Source organism: Streptomyces profundus, from assembly GCF_020740535.1.
In the GTDB taxonomy this organism is placed as follows: Bacteria; Actinomycetota; Actinomycetes; order Streptomycetales; family Streptomycetaceae; genus Streptomyces; species Streptomyces profundus.
On record NZ_CP082362.1, the window covers coordinates 256,173 to 279,002 of the forward strand.

Here is a 22,830-nt window from a genome sequence, read left to right on the forward strand (position 1 = left end):
CCGGGGCGCGCCGGTGTGTTCCCCGTCGTCGCCGTTGTCCCCGCCGCGCCCCGCGCGTTTCCTCCCCTGAGCCCCTCTCGCTGTTCGTATCCGAATGTCCCCGCGACGGTTGGTGAGCACATGCCTTCCAGGAGTCACCTGTCTTCCAGGAGTGCGGAAAGCACGGACGGCACGCCCGTGGCCGTCGTCGGTCTTGCCTGCCGGCTGCCCGGCGGCGCCGACCCCGACGCGTTCTGGCGGCTGCTGTCCGAAGGCGGCGACGCGGTGGCCGAGATGCCGGTGGAACGCCGCCAGGACGGCGCGGCGGCGCCGCCCCGCGGCGGTTTCCTGCCGACGGTCGACGGGTTCGACGCCGGGTTCTTCGGGATCGCGCCGAAGGAGGCGGCGGCCATGGACCCGCAGGCCAGGCTGGTCCTCGAACTCGCCTGGGAGGCCCTGGAGAACGCGCGGACCGCGCCCACGGCGCTGCGGGACTCCGACACCGGGGTGCATCTGGGGGTGATCGCCTCCGACTGGGCGGACGGCGCGGGCGAGCCGGGGCCGCACACGTTCACCGGCGCCCAGCGCGGGCTGATCGCGAACCGGGTCTCCTACCACCTCGGGCTGCGCGGCCCCAGCCTGACCCTGGACACCGGGCAGTCCTCCTCGTTGGTGGCGGTGCACACGGCCTGCCAGAGCCTGCGGGCCGGCAGCGCGTCGTGGGCCCTGGCCGGCGGGGTGAACCTGATCGACGGTGGCCGTTCCGGCGAGGTGCTCGGGGCGTTCGGCGCGCTGTCCCCCGACGGCCGCTGCCACACCTTCGACCGGCGGGCCAACGGCTACGCGCGGGGCGAGGGCGGTGTGCTGCTGGTGCTCAGGCCGCTGGCCGACGCGCTGGCGGACGGCGACCGGGTGCACGCGGTGATCCTGGGCGGCGCCGTCAACAACGACGGCGGCGGCGAGGGGCTCACGGTGCCGCACGGCCCGGCGCAGGAGAGCGTCATCCGGGCCGCCTGCCGGGACGCGGGGGTGGCGCCCGACCTGATCTCCTACGTCGAACTGCACGGCACCGGCACCCGGGTCGGCGATCCGGTGGAGGCCGCCGCGCTGGGGGCCGCGCTGGGCGGAGCCCGACGGACGCGGGGGCCGCTGCCGGTCGGCTCGGTGAAGACGAACATCGGCCATCTGGAGGGCGCGGCCGGCGCCGCCGGACTGCTGAAGGTGGTGCTCTCCCTCGCCCACCGCACGCTGCCGCCCAGCCTGCACTTCACCGCGCCCCCGGACACCATCCCGCTGACCGACCTCGGCCTTGAGGTGGTGACGGAGCGTCGCCCCTGGCCCGGCCCCGCGGACGGGCCCCGGATCGCGGGGGTCAGCTCCTTCGGCGTGGGCGGCACCAACTGCCATCTGGTGGTGGCCGAGGCGCCGCCGGCCGGTGGCGCCTCGGCCGGGCGCCCCCCGGCGGACGCGGCGGCGCCGCTGGTGCTCTCGGCCCGTTCGACGGCGGCGCTGCGTGCCCGGGCCGAGGCCCTGGCCGGAGCGCTGACCGCCGACCCGGCGCCCGACCCGCGCGATGTGGCGTACTCGTTGACCCGTACCCGGGCGCTCCTCGACCGCAGGGCCGTGGTGCTCGACGACCACCTGGCCGCGCTGGAGACGCTCGCCGCCGGCCGCCCAGGCGAGTCGGTGGTGGTGGGCCGGGCGATGCCGGGCGGCACCGCGCTGGTCTTCCCCGGGCAGGGCACCCAGTGGGCGGGCATGGCCAGGGAGTTGTTCGCCGGGCCCGAGCCGGTGGCCGGGAGGCTCGCGGCGTGCGCCGAGGCGCTGGCGCCGTTCGTCGACTACGACCCGCTTGACGTGCTGCGCGGTGCGCCGGGCGCGCCGGACCAGGACCGGGTGGACGTGGTGCAGCCCGCGCTGTGGGCGGTGATGGTGGCGCTGGCCGAGCTGTGGCGGTCCCTGGGCGTGGAGCCCGAGACGGTCGTCGGCCACTCGCAGGGCGAGATCGCCGCCGCCACGGTGGTGGGCGCGCTGAGCCTGGCCGACGGGGCGCGGGTGGTGGCGCTGCGCAGCCGCGCGCTGCGGGCGCTGGCCGACGGCGGGATGCTGTCGGTCGCCGCGCCGGTCGCGGAGCTGGCGGAGCCGCTGGCCGCCGCGCCCGAGGTGAGCGTGGCCGCCGTCAACGGGCCGCGTTCCGTGGTGCTCTCCGGCCCGCGCGCGCGGCTGGACGCCCTCGCCCAGGCGCTGACCGCCGCCGGCCACCGGACCAGGTCCCTGCCCGTGGGCTACGCCTCGCACTCCCCGGCCGTGGACGCCGTCCGCGCGGAGCTGGCGACGCTGCTGGCCCCGATCCGGCCGGTCTCGACCGGGGCGACGTTTGTCTCCACGCTGACCGGCGCGCCCCTCGACACCGCCGGGCTCGACGCCGACTACTGGTGCGACAACCTGCGCCACCAGGTGCGGTTCGCCGACGCCACCAGGGCCGCGCTCGACCTCGGCGTGGGCCGGTTCATCGAGGTCAGCCCGCATCCGGTGCTGACCGGCGCGATCGAGGAGACCGCGGCGGACGCGGGCGCCGACGCGGTCGCCGTCGGCACGCTGCGCCGGGGCGAGGGCGGGCCGGCGCGGTGGGCGCGCTCCGCGGCCGAGGCGCTGGTCGGGGGCGTGCCGCTGCGCTGGCCCACGGTGCCGGACGGCGTCCGGGTCGACCTGCCGACCTACCCGTTCCAGCGCGAGCGGTACGGGCCCGGCTCCGTCTCGGCGCCCGCCGCCCAGGACCGCGCCGCCGTCGGCTCCTCGGCCGACGCGCTGCGCGCGCTGGTCACCGAGGCCGCCGCCTCGGTGCTCGGCCACCGCGATCCGGCGGCGGTCGACCCGGCGCTGCCCTTCAAGGAGCTGGGCTTCGACTCCGGGCTCACCGTGGAACTCCACGGCCGGCTCCAGGCGTTGACCGACACGAGGCTGCCGTCCAGCCTGCTCTACGACTTCCCCACGCCCCGCCGGGTCGCCGAGCGGCTGCGCGCGCTGCTCACCGGGACGCCGCCGGCCCCCGCGCCGGTGCCTCCGGGGCCGCCGGCCCCGGAGGCGGGCGGCGAGCCGATCGCGATCGTGGGCCTCGGCTGCCGGCTGCCCGGCGGCGTCGACTCGCCGGAGGCGTTCTGGCGGCTGCTGGCCGAGGGCCGGGAGACCCTCACCGAGCTGCCCGACAACCGGGGTTGGGATCTCGCGGCGCTGCACGGCGGCGCGTGCGCCGCCCGCAGGGGGAGCTTCCTGCACGACGTCGACGCGTTCGACCCGGAGTTCTTCGGGCTCAGCCCGCGCGAGGCCCTCGCCATGGACCCGCAGCAGCGGCTGCTGCTGGAGGTGAGCTGGGAGGCCGTGGAGCGCGCGGGGCTCGACCCGACGGGCCTGGCCGACTCGGCCACCGGCGTCTTCGTCGGCGCCATGGCCACCGACTACGGCCCCCGGCTGCACCAGCCGACCGGCGCGGCCGACGGCCATCTGCTGACCGGCACCACGCTGAGCGTCGCCTCGGGGCGGATCGCCTACACCCTGGGGCTCCAGGGCCCGGCGCTGACGGTGGACACGGCCTGCTCGTCGTCGCTGGTCGCGGTGCAGCTGGCCGTCCAGTCGCTGCGCAGGGGCGAGTGCGCGCTGGCGCTGGCCGGCGGCGTGGCGGTGATGGCCAACCCGGGCCATCTGGTGGAGTTCAGCCGGCAGCGCGGGCTGGCGCCCGACGGGCGGGCCAAGGCGTTCGCCGAGGAGGCCGACGGCACCTCGTTCGCCGAGGGCGCCGGCGTGCTGCTGCTGGCGCGGCTCTCCGACGCGCTCCGCGACGGGCATCAGGTGCTGGCCGTCATCCGGGGCGCGGCCGTCAACTCGGACGGCGCGAGCAACGGTCTCTCGGCGCCCAACGGGCAGGCCCAGCGGCGCGTCATCCGGGCGGCCCTGGCCGACGCCGGGCTGACCCCGGCCGATGTGGACGCCGTCGAGGCGCACGGCACCGGCACCGCGCTGGGCGACCCGGTGGAGGCGCACGCGCTGCTGGACACCTACGGCCAAGGCCGCGCGGAGCCGGCCTGGCTGGGCTCGGTGAAGTCCAACGTCGGGCACACCCAGGCGGCGGCCGGCGTCATCGGCGTGATCAAGATGGTGCTGGCGCTGCGCCACGGGCGGCTGCCCAGGACGCTGCACGTCGAGCGCCCCACGTCCCGCGTCAGATGGGAGGACGGCGCGCTGCGGCTGCTCGCCGACGAGCGCCCCTGGCCGGCCGGCGCCCGGCGCCGGCGCGCGGCCGTCTCCAGCTTCGGGATCAGCGGCACCAACGTCCATCTGGTGCTGGAGGAGGCCCCGGCGCCGACCACCGCGCCGACGCCGGCCGACGCCGGGCCGCTGGTGTGGCCGCTCTCGGCGCGCTCGGCCGACGCGCTGCGCGCGCTGGCGGCGCGGCTGGTCGCCGTGGCGGAGCGGGCCGAGGCGCCGGCCGGGGCCGGCGCGCTGCTCGCGCGACGCACCACGTTCGCCCACCGCGCCGTGGTGGTGGCCGCCGAGAGGGCCGAACTGGTGGAGGCGCTGGGCGCGTTGGCGGCCGGGCGGCCCCATCCGGCGCTGTCGCTCGGCGCGGCGCCGCAGGAGACCCGCCCGGTGCTGGTCTTCCCCGGACAGGGCGCGCAGTGGGTCGGCATGGCCGCCGAACTGCTGCGGGAGGACGAGGAGTTCGCCGCCGACGTGGAGCGTTGCGCGCGGGCGCTGGAGCCGTACACCGGCTGGTCGGCGGTGGATGTGCTGCGGGGTGCCGATGGCGCGCCGACGCTGGACGGCACGGAGGTGGTGCAGCCCGTGCTCTTCGCGTTGATGTACGCGCTGGCCGGCCGGTGGCGGGCGGCCGGCGTCGAGCCGGCGGCCGTGGTGGGCCACTCGCAGGGCGAGATCGCGGGCGCCGCCGTCGCGGGAGCGCTGCCGCTGGCCGAGGCCGCCCGGATCAGCGCGCGGCGCGCCCGCGTGGTGGGGGCGCTGGACGGCACCGGCGGGGTGCTGGCCGTGGGCCTGCCGGCCGCCGAGGTGGAGCGGCGCCTGGCCGCGTGGCCGGACCGGTTGTGGGTCGCGGTGGACAACGGGCCCATCGGCTGTGTGGTGGCCGGCGAGCTGGGCGCGATCGACGAGTTCGCCGCGGCCTGCGGCGACCGCGTCCAGCTGCGCAGGACGCCCGTCGCCTACGCCGCGCACACTCCGCATGTCACCGCCGTACGGGAGGAGTTGCTCACCGCGCTCGGCTCGTTGACGCCCAGGGCCACGGGGGTGGGGATCGCCTCCTCGCTGACCGGGGCCCTGGTCGGCGGCGCCGATCTCGACGCCGGCTACTGGTACCGCAACCTGGCGGAGCGGGTCAGGTTCGACGCGGCGGTCCGGACGGTGGCGCTCGAAGGTCCTGGCACCCCCCTCTTCGTGGAGGTCAGCCCGCATCCGATCCTCACCGGCGCGGTCGAGGAGATCCTGGCCGACGCCGGGCTGCCGGGAGAGGCCGTCGGCACCCTGCGCCGGGGCGAGGGCGGCCGGCGGCGGTTCCTGACCGCGCTGGCCACGGCCTGGACGCGGGGCGCCCCCGTCTCCTGGCCCCGGGTGCTGGGCGCGCCGGGCGACCGTCCTGAGCTGCCCGCCTACCCGTTCGAGCGGCGCCGCTTCTGGCTCCACCCGAGCCGGCACGCCGAGCACCCGCTCGTCGACGACGTGCTGCCGCTGGCCGACGGCGGGACGCTGCTCACCGGCCGGGTGTCGCCGGCCGCCGCGCCCTGGCTGGCCGACCACACCGTGCGGGGCCGGGTGCTGCTGCCGGGCACCGCGTTCGTCGAGCTGGCGCTGCGCGCGGCGGCGGAGGTGGGGGCGGCGGGGATCGACACGCTGACCCTGCGCGAACCGCTGGCCCTGCCGGCGACCGGCGCGGTCTCCCTCCAGGTCAGGGTCGCCGAAGGGGCGTTGACGATCCACGCCAGGGCGGACGACGAGCCCGACTGGACCCGGCACGCCGACGGCACCCTGGCCACGGCGCCGCCACCCCGTCCCACGGCGCTCGGCGCCTGGCCGCCCGCCGGCGCGGTCCCCGTCGAACTCCCGCCGCTCTACGAGCGGTTGGCGGAGCGCGGCTATGGCTACGGCCCGGCGTTCCGGGGGTTGACCGGGGCCTGGCGGGACGCGGAGGGCTGGTGGGGCGAGCTGGTCGCCCCGGTCGCCGGCGCGGACGCCTGCGCGGTGCACCCGGCGCTGCTGGACGCCGCGCTGCACCCGGCGCTCTTCGACGCCGACGGGCTGCTGCTGCCGTTCTCGCTCTCCGGGATCTGGGCGGCCGGCGCGGGCGCGGAACGGCTGCGGGTGCGGGTCGTCGGCGAGAGCGTCACCCTCTACGACGAGCGGGGCACGGCGGTGGCCGGCGTCGAGGACGTGGTGCTGCGGCCCCCGGCCGCCGGCGCGGCCGAGTGGTACCGCCTTGAGTGGCGCGAGGACCCCGCGCGGCCGGCGCCGCCGGACGCGGCCCGCTCCGTGCCGGCCTGGGGCGACCCGCTGGCCGGGAGCGCGCCCCCCGTAATGGTGCTGCGCTGCGAGGAGGCACCGGTGGACGAGGTCCTGCGCACGGTGGCCGAGGCGGTGCGCCGCTGGGTGACGGAGGAGCGGTTCGCCGCGTCCCGGCTGGTGTTCGTCGCCGATCCGAAGGGGCGGGCCGGCGCGGCCGTGTGGGGGCTGGTGCGCTCCGCGATCGCCGAGCACCCGGGCCGGTTCGCGCTCGCTGACGCCCCCGACGCGTGGGCCGCGACGGTGCCGGCCGAGCAGTTCCGCGTCGTCGACGGGCGGGTCCTGGTACCGAGGCTGGTGCGGGGAGCGGCCGGCGACGACGGCCAGGCGGTGGACCTGACCGGCGGGACGGTGCTGGTCACCGGCGGTACCGGCGGCCTCGGCGCGCTGGTGGCGCGCCATCTGGTGGAGCGGCACGGTGTGCGGGACCTGCTGCTGGCCTCGCGCGGCGGCCCGGCGGCGCCGGGCGCGGCCGAGCTGGTCGGCGAGCTCCGGGAGCGCGGCGCCTCGGTGACGGTCGCGGCCTGCGATGTGGCCGAACCGACCGCCCTCGCCGCCCTGTTGACGGGACGGCGGCTGGTGGGCGTGGTGCACGCGGCCGGCGTGCTGTCCGACGCGACGGTGACGGAGCTGACCGAGGAGCGGCTGGCGGCGGCGCAGCGTCCCAAGGCCGAAGCGGCCGAGCTGCTGCACGCCCTGACGGCCGGCCAGCCGCTGCGGGCCTTTGTGCTGTTCTCCTCGGTGGCCGGGGTCCTCGGCAACCGGGGGCAGGCCGCCTACGCGGCGGCGAACGCCCGTCTCGACCAGCTCGCCGTCCGGCGGCGCGCCGCCGGACTCCCCGCCGTGTCGGTCGCCTGGGGCCTGTGGGCGAGGGACACCGGCATGACGGGGCGGCTGTCGGCGGCCGACCGGCGCCGGCTGACGGCGCTGGTGCCGCTGACCGACGCCGAGGGGCTCGACCTCCTCGACCTCGCGTTGTGCGAGGACGCGGACGCCACCCTGGTCGGCGCCCGCTTCGACCGGGCCGCCCTGCGGGAGCCGGGCGCCGAACCGCCCGAGGTGCTGCGCGATCTGGTGCCTCGGCGCCGCGCCCCGGACGCCGCCCGGGCGGAGGCGGCGGCCGGGCCGCTGTTCGCCTCGGCGTCCGACGTGCTGGCGTTCGTCCGCGGCCAGGTGGCCCTGGCCCTGGGGCACCCCACCCCCGAGGCGGTGGAACCCGACCGCACGTTCAGCGCGTTGGGGCTCGACTCGCTGATGTCCGTGGAGCTGCGCAACCGGATCGCCGCCGCCACCGGGCTGCGGCTGCCGGCGTCCCTGGTCTTCAACCACCCGACGGTGACGCTGCTCGCCGCCCACCTGGGGGAGAGGCTGCTGCCCGACCCGGAGGCCGAGCTGCGGGCCGCCCTGGGCCTGGCCCTGCCGGCGCTCGACCGGGAACGGGCGACGGCGGTGCTGGCCGAGGCGCTGGCGCGGCTGGCCGGTCCACCGGCCGACTCCGCCCCCGAACACGCCCCCGAACACGACCGTGAAGACGCCCGTGAAGACGCCCGTGAACACGCCTCGGACGAGGAGCTGTTCGCCTTCATCGACAGCCAGCTGTAGGGCCGACGCCCCCAGCCCACCCCGACATAACCAGACTTACCCAGACTTTCAGCCCAGGGAGAATCCATGGCCGGCGAGGACAAGCTGCGCGCCTATCTCAAACGGGTGACCGCCGAGCTGACGGACACCCGTCGGCGGCTCGCCGAGGCGGAGACCGGCGAGCGCGAACCGGTCGCCGTCATCGGCATGTCCTGTCGCTTCCCCGGCGCCCGGAACGTCGACGACTACTGGAAGCTGCTGCGGGAGGGCCGCGCCGCCCCCGTGGGCGAGGTGCCGGCCGGCCGCTTCGACCTGGACCTGTCGCCCGAGGAACGGGAGCGGTTCCGCCCCAGGCGCGGCGCCTTCCTGCCCGATGTGGCCGGGTTCGACGCGGAGTTCTTCGGGTTCCCGCCGCAGGAGGCGCTGCGGATGGATCCGCAGCAGCGGCTGATGATGGAGCTGGCCTGGGAGGCGTTCGAGGACGCCGGAACGCCCGCCCCCTCGCTGGCCGGCAGCAGGACGGGGGTGCTGCTCGGCTTCTCCGACGCCTTCCAGTACGGGCAGGTGCAGGCCGAGCGGCAGGGCACCGACGTCTACGCCGACCCGTACATGGGGCAGGGCAGCCTCGGCAGCGTGGTCGCCGGGCGGCTGGCCTACCACTTCGACCTGCGCGGCCCCGCCTTCTCCCTCGACACGGCCTGCTCCTCCACCCTGGTCGCCACCCACCTGGCGCTGCGCGCCCTGCGCGCCGGCGAGTGCGACTACGCGCTGGCCGGCGGCGGGTTCCTCGCGCTGCACCCCTTCCTCTACCTCTACAGCGGCGCCAACGCCCTGCTCTCCCCCACCGACCGCTGCCACACCTTCGACGCCGGCGCCGACGGCTATGTGATGGGCGAGGGCGGCGGGATGGTGCTGCTGACCAGGCTCTCCGACGCCCAGCGGGCCGGACACCGGGTGCGGGCCGTCATCAGGGGCTCGGCCATCAACCAGGACGGCCGCAGCAACGGCCTGACCGCGCCCAGCCGCGACGCCCAGGTCACGGTGGTGCGCCACGCCCTGGCGGACGCGGGAGCCGTCCCGGACGAGGTCGCCTATCTGGAGGCGCACGGCTCAGGCACCGCGCTCGGCGACGAGATCGAACTCGGCGCCCTCCAGGACGTCTTCGGCCGGCGGGCCGCCCCGGAGCCGCTGCGGGTCGGCGCGGTGAAGACCAACATCGGCCACACCCACACGGCGGCCGGCGTCGCCGGCCTGATCAAGACCGTGCTGGTGCTGGAACACCAGGTGGCCCCGCCCAACCTGAATCTGGTCGAGCCCGCCGAGTCGGTGGCGGCGAGCGGCGCCGTGGCACCGGTCACGGCCGCCACCCCGCTGCCCGAGCAAGGGCTGGCCGGCGTCAGCTCGTTCGGTTGGTCGGGCACCAACGCGCACCTGGTGCTGGAGCCGGCGCCCCGCCCGGCCCCCGCCGGGGCCGGGCCGGCGGCGCCGACGCTGCTGCCCGTGTCGGCTGCCGGCGACCCCGCGCTCGCCGCCGCCCTGACCGGGCTGGCCAGGGCGGCGGGGGCGGTGCCGCTGGCCGATCTGGCGCACACCCTCCAGTCGGGGCGGGCGCACCTCGCGCACCGCAGGGCGGTGGTGGCCGCCGACCCGGCCGAGGCCGCCGAGCGGCTGGCCGCGCCGCACGAGGCGGCGCCCAGGGCCCAGCGGCCCAGGGTGGCGTTCCTGCTGCCAGGCACGGGCGACCAGTACCGGGGCCTCGGCCAGGCGCTCTACCGGGACGAGCCCGCGTTCGCCCGGGAGGTGGACGCCTGCCTGACCATCGCCGAGCGGCGCTGCGGCATCGACCTGCGGTCCGTCTTCCACGCGCCGCCCGATCCCCAGGAGGCCGCCGCCGGCTCGCTGCTGGCGGGGGGCGCCGACGCGCTGCTTGAGCGCGCGGAGATCGCCCACCCGTTCCTGTTCACCGTCGGGTACGCCCTGGCCCGGCTCCTCGGCGAACGGGGCGTCACCCCCGACCTGTTGGCCGGCTACAGCCTCGGCGAGTATCTGGCGGCCTGCCTGGCCGGGGTGTTCACGCTGGAGGACGCCCTGTGGCTGGTGGTCGAGCGCGCCCGGCTGATCGCCTCGGCGCCGCCCGGCCGGATGCTCGCCGTCGCCGCGCCGGCTGAGCGGCTCGACGTCCCAGGGATGGAGGTCGCCGCCGTCAACGGCCCCCATATGACGGTGCTCAGCGGCTCCCCCGAGGCGGCGGCCGAGGCGGCGAGGCGGCTGACCGACGACGGCGTGGCCGCCAGGGCGCTGCGCTCGGCGCACCCCTTCCACTCCTCGTTGCTGCGCTCCGCCCAGGACAAGCTCGCCGCGCTGGTCGCCGGCGTGCCGAGGAGCGCGCCCCGGGTGCCGATCGTCTCCAACGCGACCGGGCTGCCACTGACGGACGACCAGGCCACCGACCCGCGTTACTGGTCCGACCACCTCTGCCTGCCGGTGCGGTTCGCCGACGCCGTGCGGCACTGCGCCAGCGCCGGCGTGGACGTCTTCGTCGAGCTCGGCCCCGGGCAGACGCTGGGCGGCCTGGTGCGGCAGAACCTGCCGGGCGACGGCGGGCCCGCTGTGCTCGGCACGCTGCCGGGCCCATGGCCGGCGACCGGCAGGGCGGACGAGGCGACGGCCGTGCTGGAGAGCTGCGGTCGCCTCTGGGAGCTGGGCGTCGAACTGGACTGGACGGCGCTGCGTCCGGCCGGGGGACGGACGGTCTCGCTGCCGCACTACCCGTTCCAGCGCACCAGGTTCTGGCCCGAGGCGACCGGCGCCGCGCCCCGCGCCGAGGCGACGGGCGACGCCGAGGCGGCGGCCGGCGGGGCGTACCGCTACGCGCCGGTCTGGCGGCGGGACAGCGCGAACGCCCCCGACACCGTGCCGCCCGTCGAGGCGAGGACGCTGGTCGTCTTCAGCGACGGGCAGGTCGGGAGCCGGCTGGTCGAGCTGGCCGGGCCCGACGCCGTCGAGGTGGTGGCCGGCGCGGAACTGCGACGCTCCGGGCGGCGGATCGAGATCGACCCGACCGATCCCGAACACCACCGCGAGGTGTTCGCCGGGCTGCCGGGGCCGCTGCGGGTGGTGCACCTGTGGAGCCTGCTCGCGCCGGACGAGGGGGTCTTCGCCGGCGATACGGCGCTGCGTGCCTCGGTGCGGCTCGGCTTCGACGCGCCGCTGCTCACCGTGCGGGCCCTGGCCGGCCGGGAGGCGCGGCTGCTGACGGTCAGCGCCGGCGCCGAGGAGATCACCGGCGGCGAACTGACCGCGCCGGCCCGGGCCCTGGCCCACGGCCTCGGGCGTGGCGCCGTCGCCGAGTACCCCGAACTGTCGTGGCGGGGCGTCGATGTGGAGCCGGGGCCGGAGGCCGCGCGGCACCTGCTGTGGGAGCTGTCCGCCGGCCGCTGGGAGGCCGGCGACCCGGTGACGGAGCCGGTGCTCGCCGGCTGGCGCGGCGGGCGCCGCTGGGTCAAGGGCCACACCGAACTCCCGGAGCCCGACGCCCGTTGGGCCCCCGAGGGCACCTTCCTGATCACCGGCGGCACCCGGGGCCTGGGCCTGGCCCTCGCGCGGCACCTGGTGGCGCGCGGCGTGCGGCGCCTGGCCCTGGTCGGCCGCACCGGGCGGGCGGACGTGGCGGAGCTGACCGCGGCGGGCGCCGAGGTGCTGGTGCTCGCCGCCGACGCGGGCGTCCCCGACGAGCTGCGCCGCGCCGTCGCCGCGACACTCGCGCGGTTCGGCACGGTGGACGGCGTGGTGCACGCCGCTGGTCGCCCCGGTGGCGGGCTGACCCAGCGGCTGACCCCGGCCGACGCCGACGCGGCGCTGGCGCCCAAGGCGCTCGGCATCGGCGCGCTGGCCGAACTCCTGGGCCCCGACAGCCCGTTGCCCGCCCCGCCGCGCTGGCTGGTGCTCTACTCCTCGATCGCGGCCGTGGTGGGCGGCGTCGGCGAGGCCGACTACTGCGCCGCCAACGCGGTGCTCGACGGCTACGCCCAGGCGCTGGCCGGGGTGGCGCCCGCCACCCGGGTGCTGTCGGTCGCCTGGGGCCACTGGCAGCACGACGCGTGGGCGGACGACGCCACCGGCGCCGACCGGACCGCGTACCGCCGCCGGCACGGCTTCACCACGGAGGAGGGCTGCGCGCTCCTGGACGGACTGCTGGGCGCGGCGGCGGGACCGGTGGTGGCGCTGCGCGAGCCGCTGCCCACCACCGCCAGGAAGCTGGCGGCGCTCAACAGTCTGGACGCCCTGGTGGAGACGTCCGAACCGGCGGCCGGGGGCGCCAGGTTCGCCCGCCCGGCGCTGCGCACCCGCTTCGTGGCGCCGCGCACCGACCTGGAGCACACCGTCGCCGACGTGTGGGGCAGGTTCCTCGGCATCGACCGGGTCGGCATCCACGACGCGTTCTTCGACCTGGGCGGCAACTCCCTGGTGGGGATGGCGATGGTGACCGAGTTCGAGCGCCGCCTCGACCGGCGGATCGCGCCGGCCGTGCTCTTCGAACACCCCACCGTCGCGGCCTTCACCGCCGCCCTCGACGGCGGTTCCCAGCCTCGACGGGCCACCGGGACGACACGGGGCGAACAGCGCCGTGCCCGGCGGTCCCGCCCGCAGAAGTGAGGATGACGTGAGCGACTACACCGAGGCCACCGAAGGCCCGCACCCCGGCGACGCGCCCGCGCCGACGGACATCGCGCTGGTGGGCATGGCCGGGCGGTTTCCCGGCTCCCGGGACGTGGCGGCCTTCTGGGAGTCCGTGCGGGCCGGCCGCTCGGGGATCACCGAGTTCACCGAGGGCGAGCTGCGCGACGCCGGGGTCCCGCCGGAGCTGCTGGCCGACCCGGCCTATGTGCGGGCCGGCGCGGTGATCGACGGGGTCGAGGAGTTCGACGCCGAGCTGTTCGGCGTCAACCCACGGGAGGCGCAAATCCTCGACCCGCAGCACCGGCTCTTCCTTGAGCACGCCTGGGCGGCGCTTGAGGACGCCGGCTGCGATCCGGCCCGCTTCGACGGCTCCGTCGGCGTCTTCGCCGGCAGCGCCTGGAGCACCTATCTCACCAGCAACCTGACGCCTTCGGGCGTCGAGCTGGACATGGGGGTGACGCTCGGCAACGAGAAGGACACCCTGGCCACCCGGGCCGCGCACCTGCTGGGGCTCACCGGGCCCGCGTTCACCGTGCAGAGCGCCTGCTCGACGTCCCTCGTCGGGGTGTGCGTCGCGGCCAACAGCCTGGCGAACCTGGAGTGCGACGTGGCGTTGGCCGGCGGCGTCTCCGTCGCCGTTCCGCAGCGGGTCGGCTATCTGTACCAGGAGGGCGGGATCGCGCCGCCCGACGGCAGGTGCCGGGCGTTCGACGCGGCGGGGCTCGGCGCCCCGCTGGGCAGCGGGGTCGGCGTGGTGGCGCTCAAGCGGCTCGCCGACGCGCGCGCCGACGGCGACCGGGTCTACGCGGTGCTGCGCGGCTGGGCGGTCAACAACGACGGCGGGCACAAGGTGGGCTTCACCGCGCCCGGCGTGGACGGGCAGGCCGCGGTCATCGAGGAGGCGCTGGCCTCCGCCGGGCTCGACCCGGGCGACATCGACTACGTGGAGGCGCACGGCACCGGCACCGCCCTCGGCGACGCGGCCGAACTGGCCGCCCTGCAACGGGTCTTCGCCGGCGAGTCGGTGCGGATCGGCTCGGTGAAGACCAACGTCGGCCATCTGGACCGCGCGGCCGGCGTCACCGGGCTGATCAAGACGGCGCTCGCCCTGCACCACGGGGAGCTGCCCGCGACCCTGAACTTCGAGCGGCCCAACCCGCAGCTGGCCGACGGCACCGCCCGGCTGAGCGTGGTCACCGAGCGGCAGCCCTGGCAACGGGGCGCGGGGCGCCCCCGGCGGGCCGGCGTCAGCGCCTTCGGCATCGGCGGCACCAACGCGCATGTCGTCGTCGAGGAGGCGCCCGCCTCGCCGGCGCCGACCGGGGCCGAAGGCCCTGAGCCCCTGGTCTGGTCGGCGCACTCCGCCGCCGCCGCCGACCAGGCCACCCGCGACCTCGCCGCGCGGCTGACGGACGGCCCCGACGAGGCGCTCGCCGCTGTCGCCGGCACCCTCCAGACGGGGCGCCGGGAGTTGACGCACCGGCGGATGCTGGTGGCCGGGACGGTCCGGGAGGCCGCCGAGGCGCTGCGCACCGGCGCGGTCGCCGGCGGCGAGGCCGGCGCCGGCGCCGTCACGCTGCTCTTCGGCGCGCTGCCCGCCGGGGGAACGCGCGCCGCCGCCGCGCTCTACGCGGCCGAGCCGGCGTTCCGCGCCGAACGCGACCGGCGCCTGCCGCGCGGCGACAGCGGCCCGCACGCCGCCGGCGTCGCCGACGCCCTCGCGCTGGCCGCGCTGCTGCGCTCCTGGGGGCCGGCCCCCACGGCGATGGCCGGCGGCGGCACCGGCGTCGCCGCCCTGGCCGTGCTGGCCGGGGTGCTGAGCGTCGCCGACGCGGCGGAGCTGGCGAGGCGCCGCGCGCGTCTCGGCGCCACCCCGTCGTCGAGGGAGCGGGGGGCGCTGACCCGCTGGCTCGCCGGGCGGCTCACCCCCATCGCCGTCACGCTGCCGCTGCGTTCGGTCACCACCGGGCGCGAGGTGGGCTCGGCGCAGGCGGCCGACCCCGCGTTCTGGAGCGAACAGGCGTGCGCGCCGGCGGACTTCGCCGCGCCCGAGGTGGCGGACGGCGATCTGCGCATCGAGGTGGGCACCGGCCGTCCCGGCGTGCTGCCGCTGCTGCCCGCCGAGGACACCCCGGCGGCGGGCCGGCGCCTGCTGGCCGAGGCCGCGGGGCGGCTGTGGCTGGCCGGGGCGCCGCTGGACTGGGCGGCCTACCGCGCCGACCGGCCCGGCCGCCGCGTCGGGCTGCCCGGCTACCCGTTCCAGCGGCAGCGCTACTGGATCGACGCACCGGCGCCGGAAGGCGAGGAGCGCCGGGTGCGGATGCTGCGTGCCGGCTGGCGGCCCGCCGCCGAGCCGGCGGGGCCGGCCGCCCCGCTGACGGGCCGGTACCTGATCGTCCCCGACGCCGGCGGCGTGGCCGCCGCGCTCGCCGACCTGGTGCGCCGGGACGGCGGGGAGGTCGTCGCGGCCGACCAGGACGTGCTGGTCGACCTGTCGGCGTTGGACACCGAGGATGCCGAGGACGCAGAGAACACCCTGGCGGCGGTCTCGGCCGTGGCGAGCCGGCTGGTCGCCGCCACCACGCCGGTGCTGCTGGCCACCAGGGGCGGCCAGCGGGCCAGCGGCACGGAGCCGGCCGCGCCGGCGCAGGCGGCGCTCGGGGTGCTGCCGCTGGTCGCCGGGCAGGAACTGCCGGGGCTCGACCGGCGCTGCCTGGACCTCGACCCCGGCTACGGCCCGGCCCAGGCCGCCCGCGCGTTGGCCGACGAGCTCGCCGCCCCCGCGGGCGAGGCGCTGACCGCGCACCGGGGCGGGCGGCGCCGGACGCGGTTCTTCGAACCCGCCCAGGCGCGCCCGGCGACCGGGATCAGGGCCGGCGGCAGCTATCTGGTCACCGGTGGCCTCGGGCCCGTCGGTCTCGTGCTGGCCGAGCATCTGGCGCGCCGGGGCGCGGCGCGGCTGGTGCTCACGGGCCGGGGCGACCCGGGCGGGCGGGCGGAGCGCCTGCGGGGTCTGGGGGCCGAGGTGGTGACGCCCCGGGTCGACGTCCTGGACCGCGCGGCGATGCGCGAGCTGTGGGCACGCGAACGGTTCGACGGGGTGGTGCACGCGGCGGCGGACGCGGGACCCGACACGCTGCTGCCGCTGGACGCGCTGGACGGGGAGACGCTCGCCCGGCAGTTCGGCGCCAAGGTGGCCGGGGCCCGGGTCCTGGCCGAGCTGGTCGAGGAGTCGCCGAGGGAGCGGCGCCCCGACTGGGTCGTGCTGTTCTCCTCCACCTCCGCCCTGCTGGGCGGGGTGACGTTGGGCGGCTACGCGGCGGCCAACGCGGCGCTGGCGAGCCTGGCCGCCGGCCGGGCCGCCGGCACCCGCTGGACGGCGGTCGCCTGGGACACCTGGCCGGGCACGGCCGGGCGGGTCGGCGGCCGGATCGGCGCCGCGCTGGCCGAGCACGCCATGACCGAGGCCGAGGCCACCGAGGCGTTCGACCGGGCCCTGACCCGGGGCGCGGGTTCGCTGGTGGCCGCCGCGGGTGACCTCGCCGACCGGCTGCCGCCGGCGGCTGCGCCGGTGGCGGCCCCGTCGGCGGCCCGTTTCCCGCGCCCGGAGCTGCCCCAGCCGTACGCCGCGCCCGCCACCCCGACCGAGCGGGAGCTGGCCGAGATCTGGTCGGGCGTCCTGGGCGTCGAACCGGTGGGGACCAGGGACGTGTTCTTCGAACTCAACGGGAACTCGCTGCTGGCGCTCCAGATGCTGGCCGAGGTCCGCAGGCGGCTGGGGGTGGTGGTGCCCACCGTCGCGCTCTTCGAGCATCCGACGGTGCGGACGCTGGCCGCCCTGGTCGACGAGCGGCTCGCCGAAGCGGCGCCCCCGACGTCCGCCGAACCGGCCGTGCCGGTCGCGACGGCCGAACGGGCGCCCGCCGTCCGGGCCGTGGCCTCGCCGCTGCCCGACTGCGTCGCCAAGCTCACCCGCGCCCCCCGCCCGGCGGTTGTCCCCGCCCCCGAGGCGGCGCCGGCGGCGCCGCGCCCCGTGGTCGTGGCGGAGCGCCCCGACCCCGCCGCCGATGATCTCGACCGGCATGTCGCGGTGGTCGGCATGGCCGGGCGGTTCCCCGGTGCCGGCGATGTGGACGCCTTCTGGCGCAACCTCTGCGAGGGGGTCGAGTCGATCAGCTTCTTCGACGAGGAGGAGCTGGCCGCGGCCGGCGTCAGCCCTGAGCTGGCCAGGGACCCGTCCTATGTGCCGGCCCGCCCGGTGCTGGACGACGTGACCGGGTTCGACGCCGCGTTCTTCGGTCTCAGCCCCCGGCAGGCGGCGCTGACCGACCCCCAGCAGCGGCTCTTCCTCGAAGTCTGCTGGGAGGCGCTGGAGCAGTCCGGCTACGCCCGCCCCGAACACCGGGGCCGGGTCGGCGTCTTCGGCGGCTGCAACCTGAGCACCTATCTGCTGGGCATCGCCGGCCGGTTCACGGACGAGCGGGACGCCAGCATCTACGAACTCGTCATGGGCAACGACAAGGACGCCCTGACCACGACCGTCTCCTACCTGCTGGACCTGCGCGGCCCGAGCGTGGCGGTGCAGACGTTCTGCTCCACCTCGCTGGTCGCGGTGCACAGCGCGATCAGGGGGCTGCGCGCCGGGGACTGCGAGATGGCGCTGGCCGGCGGGGTCTCCGTGCGGGTGCCCGACCGGGTCGGGCACCGCCACACCCCGGGCGGCATGGAGTCCCCCGACGGGCATGTGCGGACCTTCGACGCCGAGGCGCGCGGCAGCATGTTCGGCGACGGGGCCGCCGTGGTGGTCCTGAAGCGGCTGGGCGACGCGCTCAGGGACGGCGACCACATCTGGTCGGTGATCAGGGGCTCCGCCATCAACAACGACGGGGCGCTGAAGGTCGGTTACACCGCGCCCAGCGTCGCGGGGCAGGCCGCCGTGGTGGCGGAGGCGCTGGCCGACGCGCGGGTCTCCCCCGAGGACATCGGCTATGTCGAGGCGCACGGCACCGGCACCCCGCTCGGCGACCCGATCGAGGTGGCGGCCCTGACCAGGGCGTTCGGCCGCACGGAGCGGCACCAGTACTGCCCGATCGGCTCGGTCAAGCCGAACGTCGGCCATCTGGACCGGGCGGCCGGCGCCACCGGGCTGATCAAGACCTCACTGGCGGTGCGGGAGGGGCTGCTGCCCCCCACCCTGCACTTCACCCGGCCCAACCCGGAGATCGACTTCGCCCACAGCCCGTTCTATGTCAACGCCGACCTGACGGAGTGGAAGGCCGAGGGGCGGCCCAGGATCGCCGGCGTCAACTCGCTCGGCATGGGCGGGACCAACGTCCATCTCGTCGTCGAGGAGCCGCCGGACCGCCGGGGCCGCCGAGGTCTCGACCCGGAGGCCGAGCGCCGGCACCAGGTGGTGCCCGTCTCGGGGCGGACCGAGCGGGCGGCGGACGAGGCCGCCGAGCGGCTCGCCGAGCACCTCGGGGCGCGTCCCGAACTCTCCCTGGGCGATGTGGCGTTCACCCTCCAGGTGGGGCGCGGCACCTTCGAGCACCGCCGGGTCGTGGTGGCCGGCCGGCCGGCCGAGGCCGCGCGGGCGCTCCTGGACGCGCCGGCGAGCCGCTTCGACCCGACGAGCGGGCGGCGGGTCGCCTTCCTCCTCACCGGGGTCGGCGAGCAGTACCCGGGGATGGTGCGTGAGCTGTACCGGCGGGAGCCGGTCTTCCGCGCGGCCCTGGACGACTGCCTGGCGCGGCTGCCGGAGGAGGGGCTGCTTGAGCTGCTCACCGGCGAGCGGGAGGACGGCGGCGGACTCGCCGCGCTCCTTGGCCGCGAGTCGGCGGCGGCGCCGAGGGCGGAGCGGCTGCGCCGCACCGAGCTGGTCCAGCCGCTGGTCTTCGCCGTCGACTACGCGCTGGCCACCACCCTGCTGACGTGGGGCGTGCGGCCCGCGCTGATGCTCGGCTACAGCGTCGGCGAGTATGTCGCCGCCTGCCTGGCCGGCGTGCTCACGCTGGACGAGGCCCTGGCGCTGGTGGCGCACCGGGCCCGGCTGATCTCCCGGATCGAGCCGGGCGCGATGGCCGCGGTGCCCCTGTCCGAGGCCGAGCTGACGGCCCGCTTCCCGCTGGACGGGATCGATGTGGCCGCCGTCAACGGGCCCGAACTGACCGTGGTGGCCGGCCCGCCCGAGCCGATGCGGGAGCTGACGGAGCGGCTGGCGGCGGCCGGGGTGCCGAGCCGCCCGCTGCGCACAGGGCACGCGTTCCACTCCCGGATGCTGGCCCCCCTCGCCGAGGAGCTGACGGAGTGGGTGCGCGCCCATGTGCGGCCCCGGCCGCCCGAGCTGCCCTATCTGTCCAATGTGACGGGCCGCCCGGTGGAGCCGGAGCAGGTCCTGGACCCCGGCTACTGGGCGCGGCACATGTGCCAGCCGGTCCGTTTCCACGAGGCGGCGGCCACGCTGCTCGCGGACGAGGAGCTGGCCGTGGTGGAGATCGGCCCGGGGCAGTCGCTGGGCGCGCTGCTGCGGTCGGGGGGCTGCCCCCCGGACCGGTGGGCGACGATCACGGCGACGCTGCCGGCGGAGAACGACTCCCGCCCGGACGACGAGGTGTTCACCGAGGCGCTGTCCCGGCTGTGGCTGCTGGGCGTGGACGTGGACTGGGCGACGTACCACGCCGGCGCGGGGCGCGGCCGGGTGCCGCTGCCGACCTACCCGTTCCAGCGGCAGCGGTTCTGGATCGACCCGGCGCCCGGCGCGCCCGGCGCGCTCGCCGCGCCGGCGACGCCGGACGGCCCCCCGGTGGACGGACCGCTGGCCGAGTTCGACCGGATACCGCTGCTGCCCGAGGCCGCGTGGCCGCACCTGCCGGTGTGGCGGCAGGTGCCGGCCACCGCGCCCGAGCCGGAGGAGCCCACCTCCTGGCTGGTGTTCGCCCGCCCGGGCCCCGCCGATGACGTGCTCGAAGCGCTGCGGCGGAACGCGGCGCGCACCGGTGCCACGGTGTCCGTGGTGCGCCCTGGGCCGGCGTTCGCGTCGGGCCCCGAGGGGCACACGGTGCGTCCCGGCCGGGTGGACGACGCCCTGGCGCTGCTGCGCGCGCTGCGCGCGGGGGGCGTCCGTCCCCAGCGGGTGACGCATCTGTGGAACCTCGGGGACGACGCGGGCGACCCGCTGGCGCTCGGCCTGCACTCGCTGGTGGCGCTGGCCCGGGCGGCCGGCGAACTGGGCCTGGAGAACTGGCGGTTGGACATCGTGGCCAGCGGCAGCCAGCGGGTGCTGAGCGATGCCGAGGTGCGGCCCGAGGTCGCGACGCTGACCGGCCCGACGCTGGTGATCCCGATGGAGTACCCGACGGTGACCACCCGGCTGGTCGACGTGGAGCCGACGCCCGACGTCCGAGCGGTCGTCGCCGAGCTGCGCCGGCCGGCGGACGGCCGGGTGGTGGCGCTGCGCGGGGGCCGGCGCTGGCTGCCGGACTACCAGCCGCTGCCGGCCGTGCCCGAGGACGAGGCCGTGACGCGCCCGCGCGATGAGGGCGTCTATCTGATCACCGGCGGGCTCGGCGGCATCGGCCTGGCCATGGCCGAGCGGCTGGCGCGCGACCACCGGGCGCGGCTGGTGCTGCTGGGCCGGCGCGGGCTGCCGCCCAGGGAGACGTGGGCGGCCGTCGCCGAGGGATCGGCCGAGGCGCCGCCCCGGATCAGGGAACGGGTCGAGCGGGTGCTGGCGATCGAGGCACACGGCGGCGAGGTGCTGGTCGTCGAGGGCGATGTCGCGGACCCCGCTGATGTGCGGGCGGCGGTTCGGCTGGCCGTGGACCGGTTCGGCGCGCTGCACGGCGTGCTGCACACGGCGGGTGTCCCGGGCACCGGGCTGATGCAGTTCAAGGAGCCGGGCGACGCCGAGCAGGTGCTGGCGCCCAAGGTGGCCGGTACCCAGGCGATCCTCGACGCGCTGCGGGCCGCCGGGGTCCGGCTCGACTTCCTGGCGCTGTTCTCGTCGATCACCTCGGTGACCGGCGGCGGCCCTGGACAGGTGGACTACTGCGCGGCGAACGCCTACCTGGACGCGCTGGCCCCCGGCACCGACCAGCCGACCGTCTCGGTGGCCTGGGGCGAGTGGACGTGGAACGCCTGGGACGAGGGCCTGTCCGGGTACGAGGAGGGCATCAGGACGTTCTTCCGCGAGCACCGGGCACGCTTCGGCATCGCCTTCGAGGAGGGCTGGCGGACCCTGCTGCGGACGCTGGCCGCCGGCGTCCCCCATGTGGTGATCTCCACGCAGGACCTGCCAGCGGTGGTGAGCGTCGCCGGCCGGTTCAGCGTCGACGCGGTGACCTCGGCGCCCTCGGCCGACGAGGACACGCCCCGGCACGCCAGGCCCGAGCTGGTCACCCCGTTCCGGGAGCCTTCGGGGCCGACCGAGGAGGCCGTGGCCGAGGTGTGGTGCCAGGCGCTGCGGCTCCAGCGGGTCGGGGCGCTGGACAACTTCTTCGACCTGGGCGGGACCAGCCTGTTGGGGATCAGCCTGCTGGCGACCCTGCGCCGGTCCTTCCCCGACGCGGACCTGCCGCCGCATGTGATCCACGAGGCGCCGACGGTGACGGCGCTGGCCCGGCTGATCGAGGGCCCCGACGAGGCGGCGCCCGATCCGGTGGCCGCCGCGCGGGAGGTCGAGGCCCAGGCCCTGCGGCGCCGCTCGGGCCTGCGGGCCGCCGCCGCCAGACGCCGCGGGGCCTGAACCACCGGGCCACCGGGCCACCGGGCCGCCAGCCCGCGAGCAGCTGAGACACGACGAACAGAGCAGCCGGAACAGTCGGAACAGTCGGATACGGAGGAAGTCATGGCAGTGATCGGAGTGGTGGGCGCGGGGGTGATGGGCACCGGGGTGGCCCAGAACCTGGCGCAGAGCGGCCATCAGGTGGTCCTGGTGGACCGCGACGAGGGCGTCCTCGACCAGGCCAGGGCGACGATCGCCAGGAACTGCCGGATGAGCCGGCTGATGGGCGGCCCGGTGGTGGACGCGGACGCCGTGCTGGCGTCGGTGACGACGGCCGTCGGCGTGGCGGCCCTCGCCAAGGCCGAGGTGGTGATCGAGAACATCACCGAGAACTGGGAGGCCAAGCGCGCGGTCCACGAGGAGCTCGACCGGGTGTGCCCGCCGGAGACGGTGCTGATCGCCAACACCTCGGCGATCCCGATCACCCGGCTCGCCTCCGTCGGCGGCCACCCCGAGCGGGTCATCGGCGTCCACTTCATGAACCCGGTGCCGGCCAAGCCGGTCGTCGAGCTGATCCCCGGCGTCCACACCGACGAACGGACGGTGGAGCGCACCAGGGAGCTGCTGACGTCCATGGGCAAGCGCTGGGTGGACGTGAAGGACGCGTCCGGCTTCGTCTCCAACCGGGTGCTGATGCTCACCGTCAACGAGGCGGCGTTCCTGGTCCACGAGGGGGTGGCCACCGCCGAGGCCGTTGACGAGGTCTTCCGGGGCTGCTTCGGCCACCCGATGGGCCCTCTGGAGACCGCCGACCTGATCGGCGTGGACACCATCCTCTACAGCGTGGAGGTGCTCCACGAGTCCTACGGCGACAGCAAGTACCGCCCCTGCCCGCTGCTGAAGCAGATGACCGACGCGGGGCTGCACGGCCGCAAGACCGGCCGCGGCTTCTACACCTACACCGACTGAGCGACCCGAGGAGCCCCTTCCATGAGCGACACCGCGCACCCCACCGCCGCCGACACGACCGGCACCGGCGGCGACACCGGCGGCGACGACATCACCAGCCGCATCTCGACCTTTGTCACCGACCGCTTCCCGCAGGCCGAACTCACGCCAACCCAGGACATCTTCGCGCTCGGCTACATCAACTCGCTCTTCGCGATGGAGCTGGTCATGTTCGTCGAGCGCGCCTTCGCCGTGACGATCCCCAACGAGGAGCTGAGCATCGACAACTTCCGCACCGTGGAGTCGATGAGCGGCCTGGTGGGCCGGCTGCGGCCGGCCGTCGCGGCGGGCTGATC

The 22,830-nt window shown here is 76.9% G+C and carries 5 protein-coding genes; all 5 read left to right on the forward strand.

What is annotated here, in order from left to right:
• The first annotated feature begins 120 nt into the window (after positions 1–120).
• The 5 genes from K4G22_RS01150 to K4G22_RS01180 all read left to right on the forward strand — a co-directional run bounded on the left by K4G22_RS01150 (position 121) and on the right by K4G22_RS01180 (position 22,828).
• The gene (locus K4G22_RS01150; protein ID WP_228077697.1) at positions 121–8,145 is read left to right on the forward strand and encodes a type I polyketide synthase; all 8,025 of its coding nucleotides are present in this window, start codon (positions 121–123) and stop codon (positions 8,143–8,145) included.
• 66 nt (positions 8,146–8,211) lie between these two features.
• Positions 8,212–12,780 carry a type I polyketide synthase gene (locus tag K4G22_RS01155; RefSeq protein ID WP_228077698.1) on the forward strand — a complete coding sequence of 1,523 codons (4,569 nt, stop codon included), beginning with the start codon at positions 8,212–8,214 and terminating at the stop codon, positions 12,778–12,780.
• Between the two features lie 7 nt (positions 12,781–12,787).
• The gene (locus K4G22_RS01160; RefSeq protein ID WP_265590204.1) at positions 12,788–21,547 is read left to right on the forward strand and encodes a type I polyketide synthase; all 8,760 of its coding nucleotides are present in this window, start codon (positions 12,788–12,790) and stop codon (positions 21,545–21,547) included.
• Between the two features lie 102 nt (positions 21,548–21,649).
• Entirely contained in the window at positions 21,650–22,495 is an 846-nt protein-coding gene (locus K4G22_RS01175; protein WP_228077699.1) for a 3-hydroxyacyl-CoA dehydrogenase family protein, read from the forward strand.
• A gap of 21 nt (positions 22,496–22,516) precedes the next feature.
• Positions 22,517–22,828: an acyl carrier protein gene (locus K4G22_RS01180; protein WP_228077700.1), complete on the forward strand. Its 312-nt coding sequence runs from the start codon at positions 22,517–22,519 to the stop codon at positions 22,826–22,828.
• The last annotated feature ends 2 nt before the right edge of the window (positions 22,829–22,830 follow it).

Bases quoted from the DNA above. Each gene is read 5' to 3' on its own strand.
- K4G22_RS01150 (WP_228077697.1), top strand. From the start codon at position 121: ATGCCTTCCAGGAGTCACCTGTCTTCCAGGAGTGCGGAAAGCACGGAC.
- K4G22_RS01155 (WP_228077698.1), top strand. From the start codon at position 8,212: ATGGCCGGCGAGGACAAGCTGCGCGCCTATCTCAAACGGGTGACCGCC.
- K4G22_RS01175 (WP_228077699.1), top strand. From the start codon at position 21,650: ATGGCAGTGATCGGAGTGGTGGGCGCGGGGGTGATGGGCACCGGGGTG.
- K4G22_RS01180 (WP_228077700.1), top strand. From the start codon at position 22,517: ATGAGCGACACCGCGCACCCCACCGCCGCCGACACGACCGGCACCGGC.